The following is a 13,415-nucleotide window of genomic DNA, read 5'->3' as shown; positions in this document are numbered from 1 at the left end:
TCAGCTGATTTTTAAGCACATTCCATCGACCAATGCAGCATCGATCCCTGACCCAGGCATGCGCGCGCACCATCGCCGGGCTGTTCATCGGCGCCCTGTTCGCAGCAGCTCCCGGCGCGTTCGCCGACGAAGTCAGCAGTTTTAATCAGAATGTCACCAATTCGACTCAGATCGGGTCGGGTTCCTCCCTCCAGCAGACCAGCGCGCAGCCGTCGAGCGGCGGTGCGAAGTCGTTCCTCGCCGGCATGGCCGGCAAGGCGGGCGACGTGGTGGTCGGCGCGCTGAACATGATCGGCGTGCGCTACCGCTGGGGCGGCAACTCGCCGGATTCGGGCCTCGACTGCAGCGGCTTCGTGCGCTACGTGTTCCAGGACACGCTCGGCATGTCGCTGCCGCGTCGCGCGGAAGAGATGAGCCGCGTCGGCGAGAAGGTGAGCATGAGCAACCTGAAGCCGGGCGACCTCGTGTTCTTCAACACGATGCGCCGTACGTTCTCGCACGTCGGCATCTACATCGGCGACAACAAGTTCGTGCACTCGCCGTCGACGGGCAGCACCGTCCGCGTCGACGATCTCGACAGCGGCTACTGGGAAAAGCGTTTCACCGGCGCGCGCCGGATCGAATCGGAATTCCCGATGAAGCCGGAAGATCTGCGTCAGCGCGTGCGCGCGACGATCGGCGACGATTCGGCGAACGGCAACAACTGACGTTCGACGGCCAGTCCGGCCGGATCGAAAAAACCCTGTCACCGAAAGGCGGCAGGGTTTTTTGTTTTGGGGCGGTGCAAACGGTGAGCCGGCAGCCGCCTCGCCGCACACAGGCCGGCGGCGCGCGCCGGCCAGCGCACGGTGTGCTTACGCGGCAGCCACGCCACGCGCTGCCGCGAGCTTGCGCTGCAGTTCCGGCATGATGCGCGCGACGGCTTCCTCGCCCGCGAGGATGGCGGCGTTGCGCTGGTTGAAGTCGCTGCCGCCCATCGCGTTGAGGCTCGGGCGGATCACGACGTCCGCGTACTTGTCGAGCTCGTAGGTCTTGATCGTCTGGCCCATGATCGTGAAGGTCTGCAGCAGCATCTCGATCGGGTTGTTGGTGGCCGCGCCGTCCGGCCGGGCCGAGATGTCGACCGCGATCACGAAGCTCGCGCCCATCTTGCGCGCGTACGAAGCGGGCACCGGGCTCACGAGGCCGCCGTCGACATACTCGCGGTTGCCGATCTTCACCGGTTCGAACACCGACGGCACGCTGCACGACGCCCGCACCGCGAGCCCCGTGTTGCCCTGCTGGAACAGGATCGGCTGACCGTTCTGCAGATCGGTCGCGACGATGCCGAGCGGCTTCGCCATCTTTTCGATCGGCCGGTTGTTGAGCGTCTTGTTCAGGAAGTTTTGCAGCGCCACGCCCTGCAGCAGCCCGCGCGAGCGGAACGGCAGCGCCCAGTCGCTGATTGCCGCCTGGTCCATGTCGAGCGCGATCTTGTTGATCTGCAGCGCGCTCATGCCCGACGCATAGAGCGCGCCGACCACCGAGCCCGCGCTCGTGCCCGCAACGATTTCGACCGGGATGCCACGCGCTTCGAGCGCCTTCAGCACGCCGATGTGAGAGAAGCCGCGCGCGGCGCCGCCGCCGAGCGCGATGCCGATCTTCACGGGCTTTTCCTGCGTCTGTGCGGTGGTGGGGCGGGATTTGTCGCCGAACGACGTGCAGGCGGCGAGGCTGGCGGACGCGGCGGCGATCGTGAAATGGCGGCGCGACAGGCGAGGGGACGACATCGAATGGTTCTCCGGCGGCTTGGCGGCGGGTTACACGGCCCGCGGCGGCGATAGGTTCCGAGCGGCCGCGCAGCGGGTTCCGTGCGGCCGGTGCCGCGCCGGCTGGCGGCCGCGGCGCGCACATCATAAAGCAAGCGGCGCGCTTGGCGCGATGTCCGGCGCGAGTATAATTCCGGCTTCTTTCCCGTTCCGGGCGTCGCCGGCCCCGTTGCTGTCCGGGCTGCCGCCGTCGATCCCGCGTCGAATCATTCATGCGCCCCAGGCGTTCGAGTTACCGTTTATGACCCGTCCTGTCCGTACCCGCTTCGCGCCGAGTCCCACTGGCTTCATCCACCTCGGCAACATCCGCTCCGCGCTCTATCCGTGGGCGTTCGCCCGCAAGATGAAGGGCACGTTCGTGCTGCGCATCGAGGATACCGACGTCGAGCGCTCGTCGCAGGAAGCGGTCGACGCGATCCTCGAAGGGATGCAATGGCTCGGCCTGGATTTCGATGAAGGCCCGATCTACCAGATGCAGCGGATGGACCGCTATCGCGAGGTGCTCGCGCAGATGCTCGAGAAGGGTCTCGCATATCCGTGCTACATGTCGGCCGAGGAGCTCGACGCGCTGCGCGAACGCCAGCGCGAGGCCGGCCTGAAGCCGCGCTACGACGGCACGTGGCGTCCGGAGCCCGGCAAGGTGCTGCCGGAGCCGCCGGCTGGCGTGAAGCCGGTGCTGCGCTTCCGCAATCCGCTGACGGGAACGGTCGTGTGGGACGACGCCGTGAAGGGGCGTGTCGAGATCTCGAACGAGGAACTCGACGACCTCGTGATCGCGCGCCCGGACGGCACGCCGATTTACAACTTCTGCGTGGTGGTGGACGACATGGACATGGACATCACGCACGTGATCCGTGGCGACGACCACGTGAACAACACCCCGCGCCAGATCAACATCCTGAATGCGCTCGGCGGCGAGCCGCCCGTCTACGCGCACCTGCCGACCGTGCTGAACGAGCAGGGCGAGAAGATGAGCAAGCGGCATGGCGCGATGAGCGTGATGGCGTACCGCGACGCGGGCTTCCTGCCGGAAGCCGTCGTCAACTATCTCGCGCGCCTCGGCTGGTCGCACGGCGATGCCGAGATCTTCACGCGCGAGCAGTTCGTCGAATGGTTCGATCTCGAGCATCTCGGCAAGTCGCCCGCGCAGTACGACCACAGCAAGCTGAGCTGGCTGAACGCGCATTACATCAAGGAAGCGGACAACGCACGCTTGGCCGAACTGGCGAAGCCGTTCCTCGCCGCACTGGGCATCGACGATGCGGCGATCGCGACGGGCCCCGCGCTCGAAGCCGTGGTCGGGCTGATGAAGGATCGCGCGACGACGGTCAAGGAGATCGCGGAAGGCGCCACGATGTTCTACCGTGTGCCGGCTCCGGAAGCCGATGCGCTTGCGCAGCACGTGACGGATGTCGTGCGGCCGGCGCTGGCCGATCTCGTCGCGGCGCTGAAGGCGGCCGACTGGACGAAGGAAGCGGTGTCCGCCGCGCTGAAGGCGACGCTCGGCACGCACAAGCTGAAGATGCCGCAACTCGCGATGCCGGTGCGTCTGCTGGTGGCGGGTACGACGCACACGCCGTCGATCGATGCGGTGCTCGTGCTGTTCGGTCGCGACGTCGTGGTGTCGCGCATCGAGGCCGCGCTGGCCTGAGGTTCGGGGGCGAGCGAAGCTGCCCGTGCGTGACATCGCGGCAGCTTCGCAAAAAATTTCGCTCGAATCGCAAAAAGGGTATTTACAAGTTCAAAGTAGCTCCATATAATCTCATTTCTGTTCTGCAAGGGGGTATAGCTCAGCTGGGAGAGCGCTTGCATGGCATGCAAGAGGTCAGCGGTTCGATCCCGCTTACCTCCACCATCAGAACAAGCTGGATTGATTTGCGAAGCAGTAGTGGTAGTAATAAATGCTTCACAAAATGATTCAAAGCAGTTAGAATTTCGGCCTTCGCTGTTGATTGAAAAGTGAATAGCGAAAGTCAGACAGGTCTGAAAAGATTTTGTCCCCTTCGTCTAGAGGCCTAGGACATCACCCTTTCACGGTGAGTACAGGGGTTCGAATCCCCTAGGGGACGCCAGATTCAGCGGCGTTTCATAGAAGTGTCGCAACGCTTGCAGGAACGTAACCGACGTCCTGCAGGTGAGGGTAAGAAAGCTGGAGCGGTAGTTCAGTCGGTTAGAATACCGGCCTGTCACGCCGGGGGTCGCGGGTTCGAGTCCCGTCCGCTCCGCCAGAACGAAGCCCGTTCAAGACGTTTTTGAGCGGGCTTTTGTATTAAAGATGTAAGCAGTACGTTGTCCCCTTCGTCTAGAGGCCTAGGACATCACCCTTTCACGGTGAGTACAGGGGTTCGAATCCCCTAGGGGACGCCAGATTCAGCGGCGTTTCGTAGAAGTGTCGCAACACAGGCAGGAACGTGACGGTGTCCTGCAGGTGGGAGTAAGAAAGCTGGAGCGGTAGTTCAGTTGGTTAGAATACCGGCCTGTCACGCCGGGGGTCGCGGGTTCGAGCCCCGTCCGCTCCGCCAGAACGAAGCCCGTTCAAAGAACGTTTTTTGAACGGGCTTTTGCATTAAAGATGTAAGCAGTACGTTGTCCCCTTCGTCTAGAGGCCTAGGACATCACCCTTTCACGGTGAGTACAGGGGTTCGAATCCCCTAGGGGACGCCAGATTTCGGCGTCGTTCGAACAAACGATGCGCCGGCAGGAAGTAACCGACGCCTGCCAGGCAAGCAGCAAGACTGGAGCGGTAGTTCAGTCGGTTAGAATACCGGCCTGTCACGCCGGGGGTCGCGGGTTCGAGTCCCGTCCGCTCCGCCAGAAAATGAAGAAGCCCGCCTTGTGCGGGCTTTTTCATTTGCGTTTCCGGTTGCGCCCGCTCGCGGGCGCGAGACTGCGGAGTGGAGGAAGCCGCCTGCGCGGCTTCCGGCGGGACTCGAAGGGCTGCGATAGCAAGCGCAGCCGCGGCCTGCGGGATGTAGGCGAGCCCCGTCCGCTCCGCCAGAAAATGAAGAAGCCCGCCTTGCGCGGGCTTTTTCATTTGCGCTTCCGGTTGCGCCCGCTGGCGGGCGCGAGACTGCGGAGTGGAGGAAGCCGCCTGCGCGGCTTCCGGCGGGACTCGAAGGGCTGCGCTTGCAAGCGCAGCCGCGGCCTGCGGGATGTAGGCGAGTCCCGTCCGCTCCGCCAGAAAATGAAGAAGCCCGCCTTGCGCGGGCTTTTTCATTTGCGCTTCCGGTTGCGCCCGCTGGCTGCGCGTAACTTTCGGTCATCCGGCGTCGAGCCGCTACGAGAAATCCGCGATTGCATCCGCACGCGACTGCGCTATCGTGGCGGGATGCGTTCTTGACCCCTGCGCGATGCTCGATCCGACCGACCTGCGACTCCTGTATCAGCTCCGGCCCGCGGAGGCTGGCGATTTTCCGTTTGCCGAAGCGCTGACGCACGGCAACATGGGCGGCTATTACAAGCGCCATGGGCTCGTGTGGCGCAGCGACCTGTTCTACGCGAGCTGGCGCGAATCCGAGAACTTCATCCTCGAGGCCGACGGCGAACGCATCGGCGTGCTGCGCGTGACCGAGGAAGGCGACTCGCTACACATCCGCGACGTACAGATCGCGGCCGGCCATCGCGGGCAGGGCGCCGGTACCTACATGCTCGACATGTCGCACCGCTGGGCGCGTGCGCGCGGGCTGCACGAGCTGCAACTGCGCGTGTTCGTCGACAATCCTGCCGCGCGTCTCTACTTGCGCATGGGCTATCAGGTTGCCGGGTCGCGGCTCGCGCAACTGGGCTCGATCCGCCACATGGTGCGGCCGGTCTGACGGTCGGCGACCGGAGCGGGGCGTTCAGCGGGCAGCGCTGATCGCGTCGTCGTCCGGGGTTTCGTCGTCCACGAGGCGGGCTTCCGGGCCACGGTGCTCGTAGCCGCGCAGCATGAATGCGCGCGGGCTTTCGCCGAATGCACGCCGGAACATCGCCGAAAAGGCGCTCTGGCTCTGGTAGCCGAGTTCGCGCGCGATATGCGACAGCGGGCGCCCCTGGTTCAGCAGCGGAATGGCCCGCGCCAGCAGCGCCTGCTGACGCCACTGCGAAAAGCTCACCCCCAGTTCCTGCTTGAACAGCCGCGAAATCGTACGCGTGCTCGCGCCGACCTCGCTGGCCCAGTGTTCGAGCGACTCCGCGTGCGCCGGGTGCGCGAGTACCGATTCGCACAGCATGCGCAGCCGCTTTTCGTCGGGCATCGGCACGGCGAGCGGCAGCGGTTCGGCGTGGCTCAGCTCGTCGAGCACGAGCCCGCACAGCAGGCGCTCGCGCGCGGTGCTCAGGTCGCGCGCGTCGAGTGCGACGATCAGCTCGCGCAGAAGGCCCGTCACTTCGACGACGCGGCACGCATCGAGCCCGTCGGGCACGATCGACTCGTCGATGTACAGCGTGCGCAAATACGCCTCTTCGACGATCACGACCTCGTGCGTCACGTGCGGCGGCACCCAGATCGCGCGGGACGGCGGCACCATCCATGTCGTGCCGGTCGTCGCGACGCGCAGCACGCCGCGCGACGCGTACGCGAGCTGCGCCCACGCATGCGTATGCAGCGGGATGCGATACCCGGTATTGACCTGCCTTGCGCGCACGCGCATCGGATGGACGGCGGTCGGCGCGAATTCGGGCGGAATGTCGATGACGTACGGGTTCGATACGTCGGCTTGGGCGGGCGGATTCATGGACGATTCGGGCAGCGCGGCGGCGATGCCGTTATTGTAGAAGGCGCCGCGAAAGCGCATGCGGCGGTTTGTCGGGCGATCATGCCGCGTTCAAATGAACTTTGTATGGGAGCCCGGCGATTTCGGGGCGGCCCGGAGCCGGGCGCGCTCGAGGGCTCGAACCATCTGGCCGGTATCGCGGTCTATCGATGCGTGGGCGATTCCGCGCGAATCGCGCCCGAACACGGCAACATACGAATCGAAGAGGAGAACCACGATGCGTTACGTATTCGTCTACGGCACCTTGAGAAACGGGGAGGCCAACGACATCGGCCACGCGGCCGCCAGGCACGGGATTGCCGCGCCGACGCTGCTTGGCGCCGCCGCGCTGCCGGGCGAACTGTACGATTTCGGTACCTATCCGGGGATGATCGCCGGGGCGGCCGGCCAGTCGCTCGTCTGGGGCGACGTCTACGAGGTCGACGACCAGCTCGTTCCCGTGCTCGACGAGATCGAGCGCGTCTATCCGGGTGTCGACTCGCTATTCAAGCCGGAAGACGTGACCGTCGAGCTCGGCGGCCGGCAGTACGCCTGCCTGTATTATCCGGTCGCCGCGCACGCGACAGCCGGGCGTCCGCGCATTGCGTCGGGCGACTGGGTCCAGCACCGGCGCGAGCGGGAAGCCGTGTGACCGGTTGTGCGGCAGCCGCAGTAGCTGATCTTGCCGCAATAGAAAAAGCGCCCCGAGGGGCGCTTTTTTTGATGCCGTGATCGCATGCGACCGGCGCCGACGCAGGGCCGGCACCGGTCGCGGCGGGCAGCTTCGTCAGATTTCCTCGTACAGCGGCAGCGTCAGGAATTCGGTGAAGCCTTCCGACGTCGACATCTGCTCGAAGATCGCCGCGGCGCGCTCATACGGTTGCGTGTTGCCGCCGACCGACCGCTTCACGTTGTCGAGCTCGGCCTTCGCATATTCGCGCACGAGTTCGGCGGTGACCTTGCGGCCGTCGTCGAGCACGCCCTTCGGCGAGCGAATCCATTGCCACACCTGCGAGCGGGAGATCTCGGCCGTGGCCGCATCTTCCATCAGGTTGTGGATCGGCACGCAGCCGTTGCCGTCGAGCCATGCGCCGAGGTAGTGGATGCCGACGTTGATGTTGTTGCGCAGGCCGGCTTCGGTGATCGGCGCTTCCGGCTGGAAGTCGAGCAGGTTCTTGCCTTCGACCTGCACGTCGTCGCGTTGCTTCGCGATCTGGTTCGGCTGGTCGCCGAGCACCTTGACGAATTCTTCCATCGCGATCGGCACGAGGCCCGGGTGCGCGACCCAGCCGCCGTCGTAGCCGTCGGTCGCGTCGCGCTGCTTGTCCGAGCGCACGCCGCCCATCGCCTTGTCGTTCGCTTCCGGATCGTTCTTGATCGGGATCAGCGCGCTCATCCCGCCGATCGCCGGCGCGTTGCGCTTGTGGCAGGTCTTCAGCAGCAGCAGCGCGTACGCGCGCATGAACGGCACCGTCATCGTGATCTTCGAACGCTCGGCGAGGCAGAAGTCGCGGTCGTTCTTGAACTTCTTGATCGCCGAGAAGATGTAGTCCCAGCGGCCGGCGTTCAGGCCCGAGCTGTGTTCGCGCAGTTCGTACAGGATCTCGTCCATCTCGAACGCGGCGAGGATCGTCTCGATCAGCACCGTCGCACGGATCGTGCCGCGCGGCACGCCGACGGCTTCCTGCGCGGCGACGAAGATGTCGTTCCACAGGCGCGCCTCGAGATGGCTTTCCATCTTCGGCAGGTAGAAGTACGGGCCCGAGCCGCGCGCGAGCAGTTCCTTCGCGTTATGGAACAGGAACAGCGCGAAATCGAAGATGCCGCCGGACACGCGCTGGCCGTCGACCGTCACGTGCTTTTCGTCGAGGTGCCAGCCGCGCGGACGCACGATCAGCGTCGCGACCTTGTCGTTCAGCTGGTACGACTTGCCGTTCTGCTCGAGCGAGATCGTGCGGCGCACCGCGTCCTTCAGGTTGATCTGGCCGTCGATCTGGTTCGTCCAGCTCGGCGCGTTCGAATCCTCGAAGTCCGTCATGTACGAATCGGCGCCCGAGTTCAGCGCGTTGATGATCATCTTGCGCTCGACGGGGCCCGTGATTTCGACGCGGCGGCATTGCAGGTCGGCCGGCAGCGGCGCGACTTTCCAGTCGCCTTCGCGGATCGTCTTCGTCTCGGCCAGGAAGTCGGGGCGCTCGCCTGCGTCGAGGCGTTTCGTGCGCTCGACGCGCGCCTGCAGCAGCGCCTGGCGGCGCGGTTCGAACGTGCGGTGCAGCGCCGCGACGAGCGCGAGTGCTTCGGGCGTCAGGATTGCTTCGTAACCCGGCTGGATGTCGCCGGTGATCGCCATGCCTTGCGGCAGCGTGATCGGGGTGCTCATGAGTCTCATCTCCTTGGTCGGTCAGTTGCGGTTTCGGTGAAGGGGGAAGGCGGCAGCGCTGCGAACGTCATGCACCCGGGCCGGGGCGCGTGCGGTTTGCGGATCTGCCGGACGGAGTCGGGGTGGCGAGGAATGCGAGCAGGTCGGCCATGCCGGTGCCCGTGCCGTCGGGCGGCGCGCCGAGTTCCTCGGCGGGCGCGCCCGTGCGGTTGAGCCAGAACGTCGTGTAGCCGAACCAGACGGCGCCGGCGACGTCCCACGCGTTCGACGACACGAACACGATGCCGCGCCGGTTCGGCCCGAACGCGGCGGTGCCGAGCGCGTAGGCGGCCGGGCTCGGCTTGTACGCACGCACCGTGTCGGCCGACAGCACGCGATCGAACAGCCCGGACATGCCGGCGCTCTTGATCGCGATGTCGAGCATCTGCGGCGTGCCGTTCGACAGGATTCCGAGCGGCGGGCGCGGGTCGAGCGCGCGCAGCTTGCGCAGCGCGGGCACCGTATCGGGATAGGTGGACAGGCACGCGTATTCGTCCATCAGCCGCTTCTCGGCCGCGCTGTTCAGCGCGAGCCCGAGCCGGCGCGCGGCGAACCGCAGCGCATCGAGCGTGATGTCCCGGAACGGGCGATAGCGCGCGCCGGCCGGATCGGCGAGCGTGCGCAACTGCGAGTATTCGATCTGCTTGCGTCGCCACAGCTGCGACAACCGTTCCCCGTGACCGGGAAACATCTGTTCCGCCGCGGCCAGGACCGCACGCACGTCGAACAACGTGCCGAATGCGTCGAAGAGGATTGCGTCGGGAGAGGAGAGTGTCGTTGTGGCCGACATAGCCTTGCGCTCCAGTTTCAGAGGTCAGGTAAATTCTATTCGTGATCGTATGCGCTAAAAAAGACGCTAAACATCACTTGATCTTTTACTTTCATATACCTAATCTTGAGCGGTTTAAGCTATTTGAAGGGCGGCAGCGCCGCCCCTGCGAGTCATGGACCGGTTCAAGCAGATCGAAACGTTCGCCGCGGTCGCGGCAAAGGGCAGCCTGTCGGCGGCCGCGCACGCGGAAGGCGTCGCACCGGCGATCATCGGCCGCCGTCTCGACGCGCTCGAGGAGCGGCTCGGCGTCAAGCTGCTGGTGCGCACGACGCGCAAGCTCACGCTGACGTTCGAGGGCTCGGCGTTCCTCGAGGATTGCCAGCGCGTCATCAACGACATGCAGAACGCGGAGGCGAGCGTGTCCGCCGGCGGCGTCAAGGCGAGCGGCCACCTGCGCATTTCCGCGCCGGCCGGCTTCGGCCGGCGGCACGTCGCGCCGCTCGTGCCGGAATTCAGCGTCGGGCATCCGGACGTGTCGGTCACGCTCGACCTGTCCGACCGGATGGTCGACCTCGTCAACGAGGGGTTCGATTGCGCGGTGCGGCTCGGCGAGCTGCCCGACTCGTCGCTCGTGTCGCTGAAGCTCGGCGAGAATCGCCGCGTGTGCGTCGCTTCTCCCGCGTATCTCGCGCGGCGCGGCACGCCGGCCACGCTCGCGGAGCTGGCGCGGCACAACTGCCTCGCGCTCGCGGCAAACGCGAACCAGCAACGCGGCTGGGCGTTCCAGGAGGACGACAAGGTCGTGTCGATCCGCGTGAACGGCACGATGGAATGCTCGGACGGCGCGGTGCTGCACGAGTGGTGTCTCGCCGGTCACGGCCTGGCGTGGCGCTCGTGGTGGGAGGTCGGCGAGGACATCGCGGCCGGCCGTCTCGTCAGCGTGCTCGACGCCTTCGCGGCTCCGCCGATCGGCATCCACGCGGTGTTTCCGCAACGTCGGCATCTGCCGCTGCGCGTGCGGCTGTTTCTCGATTACCTGAAGCACACCTACGAGCAGCCCGGATATTGGGGCGAGTAGGCCGCGCAGGCCCGCGCGTTTCCGATATGAGGGCGAACCCGCTGCCGGTGCCGATTGCGCGGTTTCGCGCACTACACTCGTAGCAGGCATGTCCGACGCGTCGCGGCCGGCCCGGTCGGGATCGCGGCGAGCGGCGTGCGATTGACGAAGGAGGGCGCGATGTTCCGGCACATCCTCGTTCCAACCGACGGTTCCGAACTGTCGCAGAAGGCGATCGACGGCGCGATCGACCTGGCTCGCGCGGTCGGTGCGCGCGTTACGGCGTACGCGTGCCTGCCGCAGTATCCGTACTCGCCGTTTTCCGAAGTGATCATCGAGCCGCCCGCCGATTTCCGGGCGCGCAGCGAGCGCGAGGCGCGCGCACATCTCGACGAGGTCGAATCGGCCGCGAAGACCGCCGGCGTCGACTGCGACACCTGGACGAGTGTCCATCCGTCGCCGTATCTCGGCATCATCGAGGCGGCCGAACGCGGCGGCTGCGACGTGATCTTCATGGCGTCTCACGGACGCCGCGGGCTCGGCAGCTTGCTGATCGGCAGCGAGACGCAGCGCGTGCTGACCCATACGAAAATTCCGGTGATCGTCTATCGGTAGGGCGGTGGGGCCGTGGCCGCGGGACGGCAACGCGATCCACACCGCAGAAAAAGGGCGCGCCGGACGAAGCCGGCGCGCGTCGTTGCTGGCGGCACGCAGGCCGCGCGGCCGGTCGCGCATGACATCGCGCGCCTGCCGTCTCCTCCCTGATTGTTGTCCGGTGGCCGATGCCGCGCCGTCGCGTGACGGGCCGGCATCGGCGTGACGCTTGCGCGTCGTGCGCTGCTTACGCGACCTTCTTGCCGTCGAAGAACTGTTCGTCTTCGGTCGAGCCGTGCAGCGCAGTGGTCGACGCTTCGCGTTCGACCGTCTGCGTCACCGCGTCGAAGTAGCCGGTGCCGACTTCGCGCTGGTGCTTGACGGCCGTGAAGCCCTTGTCCGCCGCCGCGAACTCGGCCTGCTGCAGCTCGACGAACGCGCTCATCTGCGTGCGCGCATAGCCGTGCGCGAGGTTGAACATCGAGTAGTTCAGCGCGTGGAAGCCGGCCAGCGTGATGAACTGGAACTTGTAGCCCATCGCGCCGAGTTCCTTCTGGAACTTCGCGATCGTCGCGTCGTCGAGGTTCTTCTTCCAGTTGAACGATGGCGAGCAGTTGTACGACAGCATCTTGCCCGGGAACTGCTTGTGGATCGCTTCCGCGAACTTCTTCGCGTACTCGAGATCCGGCTTGCCCGTTTCGCACCAGACGAGGTCGGCGTACGGCGCGTACGCGAGACCGCGCGAGATCGCCTGCTCGATGCCCGGCTTCGTGCGGAAGAAACCTTCCACCGTGCGTTCGCCCGTCAGGAACGGCTTGTCGTTGCCGTCGACGTCGGACGTGATCAGGTCGGCCGCTTCTGCGTCGGTGCGGGCAACCAGCACGGTCGGCGTGCCCATCACGTCGGCCGCGAGACGCGCTGCCGACAGCTTCGCGACGGCTTCACGCGTCGGTACCAGCACCTTGCCGCCCATGTGGCCGCACTTTTTCACCGACGCCAGCTGGTCCTCGAAGTGGACGCCCGACGCGCCGGCTTCGATCATCGCCTTCATCAGTTCGAACGCGTTCAGCACGCCGCCGAAACCGGCTTCCGCGTCAGCGACGATCGGTGCGAAGAAATCGACGTAGCCTTCGTCACCCGGGTTCTTGCCTTCCGACCACTGGATCTGGTCGGCGCGCGTCAGCGTGTTGTTGATGCGCTTCACGACGAGCGGCACCGAGTTTGCCGGGTACAGCGACTGGTCCGGGTACATTTCGCCCGCGACGTTCGCGTCGCCGGCCACTTGCCAGCCGGACAGGTAGATGGCCTTCAGGCCGGCCTTCACCTGCTGCATCGCCTGGTTGCCGGTCAGTGCGCCGAGTGCGTTGACGAACGGCTCGTGGTTGATGAGGCTCCACAGCTTTTCCGCGCCGCGCTTGGCGAGCGTGTGCTCGATCGGGATCGAACCACGCAGGCGGACCACGTCGTCAGCCGAGTAGCTGCGCTTGATGCCCTTCCAGCGCGGATCGGTTTCCCATTGCTGTTGCAGTTCCTGTGCCTGTTGCTGACGCGACATGATGAGCTCCTTGATGCGGTGCGATGCCTGATGGGTTGAATCTGACAGTGGTGAGGCTGTTCTCGAAGCCGGGAGCGGGGTGTTCCGGTTCGCGAGGTCTTGTATAAGAGTCTAGGCAAATCGACCGGAGCGGGACAGGGGGCTTGTCGGGGAGTGGGGTAAATTTTTAGTTGTTTTAAATCAGTATCTTGAAACTGAAATTTCGAGATAAGAAATGCTTTTTTCCATCCCGCAATCGCCCGGGTTGTGCCGCGCAGCATGATTTTTTACGACACAAAAAAATTTTCCGTATCGTGAAATGTGGGGCGGGACGAAAAAAAACCGGCGCAGATGCGCCGGTTGGCTGGATGGGCAGGGCGGCTATCCGCGGGTCTGCCCTCCGTGGGGCGGCCAGTGGCCGCCCGTGCGTGCTTACGACGCGTTGCCGCGACGCGGGCCGCCGCTGCGTTGACCGTCGCGACGCGGGCCGCCGTCACG

At 65.5% G+C, this 13,415-nt stretch carries 11 protein-coding genes and 7 tRNA genes; 13 read left to right on the top strand and 5 right to left on the bottom strand.

Annotation, left to right across the window (positions count from 1 at the left end):
* The first annotated feature begins 32 nt into the window (after positions 1-32).
* Positions 33-707, top strand: coding sequence for a C40 family peptidase (locus tag G3N61_RS21475; protein WP_006481953.1), 675 nt, complete (start codon positions 33-35; stop codon positions 705-707).
* 147 nt (positions 708-854) lie between these two features.
* On the opposite strand, the gene G3N61_RS21470 is transcribed toward G3N61_RS21475, so the two are convergent.
* The gene (locus tag G3N61_RS21470) at positions 855-1,769 is read right to left on the bottom strand and encodes a patatin-like phospholipase family protein (protein ID WP_043189191.1); all 915 of its coding nucleotides are present in this window, start codon (positions 1,767-1,769) and stop codon (positions 855-857) included.
* Positions 1,770-2,049: 280 nt separating this feature from the next.
* Between G3N61_RS21470 and gltX the strand changes: the two genes are divergently transcribed.
* The 9 genes from gltX to G3N61_RS21425 all read left to right on the top strand — a co-directional run bounded on the left by gltX (position 2,050) and on the right by G3N61_RS21425 (position 5,623).
* Positions 2,050-3,459 (top strand): glutamate--tRNA ligase, encoded by a 1,410-nt coding sequence (gene gltX / locus G3N61_RS21465; protein WP_089450854.1) that lies wholly within the window; start codon positions 2,050-2,052, stop codon positions 3,457-3,459.
* A gap of 128 nt (positions 3,460-3,587) precedes the next feature.
* Positions 3,588-3,663: transfer RNA gene (locus G3N61_RS21460), tRNA-Ala, on the top strand.
* A gap of 141 nt (positions 3,664-3,804) precedes the next feature.
* Positions 3,805-3,880: transfer RNA gene (locus G3N61_RS21455), tRNA-Glu, on the top strand.
* A gap of 79 nt (positions 3,881-3,959) precedes the next feature.
* Positions 3,960-4,036 (top strand) — tRNA-Asp (locus tag G3N61_RS21450).
* Positions 4,037-4,099: 63 nt separating this feature from the next.
* Positions 4,100-4,175, top strand: a tRNA-Glu gene (locus tag G3N61_RS21445).
* Positions 4,176-4,253: 78 nt separating this feature from the next.
* Positions 4,254-4,330: transfer RNA gene (locus G3N61_RS21440), tRNA-Asp, on the top strand.
* Between the two features lie 66 nt (positions 4,331-4,396).
* Positions 4,397-4,472 (top strand) — tRNA-Glu (locus tag G3N61_RS21435).
* A gap of 73 nt (positions 4,473-4,545) precedes the next feature.
* A tRNA-Asp gene (locus tag G3N61_RS21430) sits at positions 4,546-4,622 on the top strand.
* A gap of 536 nt (positions 4,623-5,158) precedes the next feature.
* The gene (locus tag G3N61_RS21425; protein WP_027787064.1) at positions 5,159-5,623 is read left to right on the top strand and encodes a GNAT family N-acetyltransferase; all 465 of its coding nucleotides are present in this window, start codon (positions 5,159-5,161) and stop codon (positions 5,621-5,623) included.
* Between the two features lie 24 nt (positions 5,624-5,647).
* Here G3N61_RS21425 and G3N61_RS21420 read toward each other — a convergent pair whose 3' ends face one another.
* Entirely contained in the window at positions 5,648-6,523 is an 876-nt protein-coding gene (locus G3N61_RS21420; RefSeq protein ID WP_043189294.1) for a helix-turn-helix transcriptional regulator, read from the bottom strand.
* Positions 6,524-6,779: 256 nt separating this feature from the next.
* Here G3N61_RS21420 and G3N61_RS21415 point away from each other — a divergent pair, with 256 nt between their 5' ends.
* The gene (locus tag G3N61_RS21415; RefSeq protein ID WP_089450853.1) at positions 6,780-7,193 is read left to right on the top strand and encodes a gamma-glutamylcyclotransferase family protein; all 414 of its coding nucleotides are present in this window, start codon (positions 6,780-6,782) and stop codon (positions 7,191-7,193) included.
* Between the two features lie 135 nt (positions 7,194-7,328).
* Here the strand turns inward: G3N61_RS21415 and aceB are convergent, their stop codons facing one another.
* Complete coding sequence (aceB, locus tag G3N61_RS21410) at positions 7,329-8,921, bottom strand: malate synthase A (protein WP_043189200.1); 1,593 nt, start codon at positions 8,919-8,921, stop codon at positions 7,329-7,331.
* A 67-nt stretch (positions 8,922-8,988) separates the two neighbouring features.
* Positions 8,989-9,750 carry a haloacid dehalogenase type II gene (locus G3N61_RS21405; RefSeq protein ID WP_205823527.1) on the bottom strand — a complete coding sequence of 254 codons (762 nt, stop codon included), beginning with the start codon at positions 9,748-9,750 and terminating at the stop codon, positions 8,989-8,991.
* 154 nt (positions 9,751-9,904) lie between these two features.
* On the opposite strand from G3N61_RS21405, the gene G3N61_RS21400 reads away from it, so the two are divergent.
* Together G3N61_RS21400 and G3N61_RS21395 are read left to right on the top strand one after the other, a co-directional pair.
* The gene (locus tag G3N61_RS21400) at positions 9,905-10,810 is read left to right on the top strand and encodes a LysR family transcriptional regulator (protein ID WP_043189205.1); all 906 of its coding nucleotides are present in this window, start codon (positions 9,905-9,907) and stop codon (positions 10,808-10,810) included.
* A 159-nt stretch (positions 10,811-10,969) separates the two neighbouring features.
* A complete protein-coding gene (locus G3N61_RS21395; protein ID WP_043189208.1) occupies positions 10,970-11,404 on the top strand; it encodes a universal stress protein in 435 nt (144 codons plus the stop codon).
* 226 nt (positions 11,405-11,630) lie between these two features.
* On the opposite strand, the gene aceA is transcribed toward G3N61_RS21395, so the two are convergent.
* Positions 11,631-12,938 carry an isocitrate lyase gene (gene aceA, locus G3N61_RS21390; RefSeq protein WP_043189211.1) on the bottom strand — a complete coding sequence of 436 codons (1,308 nt, stop codon included), beginning with the start codon at positions 12,936-12,938 and terminating at the stop codon, positions 11,631-11,633.
* Positions 12,939-13,415 lie beyond the last annotated feature (477 nt).

The sequence above is a fragment of the Burkholderia sp. Ac-20349 genome, from assembly GCF_017104865.1.
Classification (GTDB): Bacteria; Pseudomonadota; Gammaproteobacteria; order Burkholderiales; family Burkholderiaceae; genus Burkholderia; species Burkholderia aenigmatica.
This window is presented reverse-complemented; position numbering and strand designations above follow the sequence as displayed.

Excerpts from the sequence above, each read along its gene's own strand:
- G3N61_RS21475 (WP_006481953.1), top strand. The coding sequence starts at position 33 with ATGCAGCATCGATCCCTGACCCAGGCATGCGCGCGCACCATCGCCGGG.
- G3N61_RS21470 (WP_043189191.1), bottom strand. The coding sequence starts at position 1,769 with ATGTCGTCCCCTCGCCTGTCGCGCCGCCATTTCACGATCGCCGCCGCG.
- gltX (WP_089450854.1), top strand. The coding sequence starts at position 2,050 with ATGACCCGTCCTGTCCGTACCCGCTTCGCGCCGAGTCCCACTGGCTTC.
- G3N61_RS21425 (WP_027787064.1), top strand. The coding sequence starts at position 5,159 with ATGCTCGATCCGACCGACCTGCGACTCCTGTATCAGCTCCGGCCCGCG.
- G3N61_RS21420 (WP_043189294.1), bottom strand. The coding sequence starts at position 6,523 with ATGAATCCGCCCGCCCAAGCCGACGTATCGAACCCGTACGTCATCGAC.
- G3N61_RS21415 (WP_089450853.1), top strand. The coding sequence starts at position 6,780 with ATGCGTTACGTATTCGTCTACGGCACCTTGAGAAACGGGGAGGCCAAC.
- aceB (WP_043189200.1), bottom strand. The coding sequence starts at position 8,921 with ATGAGCACCCCGATCACGCTGCCGCAAGGCATGGCGATCACCGGCGAC.
- G3N61_RS21405 (WP_205823527.1), bottom strand. The coding sequence starts at position 9,750 with ATGTCGGCCACAACGACACTCTCCTCTCCCGACGCAATCCTCTTCGAC.
- G3N61_RS21400 (WP_043189205.1), top strand. The coding sequence starts at position 9,905 with ATGGACCGGTTCAAGCAGATCGAAACGTTCGCCGCGGTCGCGGCAAAG.
- G3N61_RS21395 (WP_043189208.1), top strand. The coding sequence starts at position 10,970 with ATGTTCCGGCACATCCTCGTTCCAACCGACGGTTCCGAACTGTCGCAG.
- aceA (WP_043189211.1), bottom strand. The coding sequence starts at position 12,938 with ATGTCGCGTCAGCAACAGGCACAGGAACTGCAACAGCAATGGGAAACC.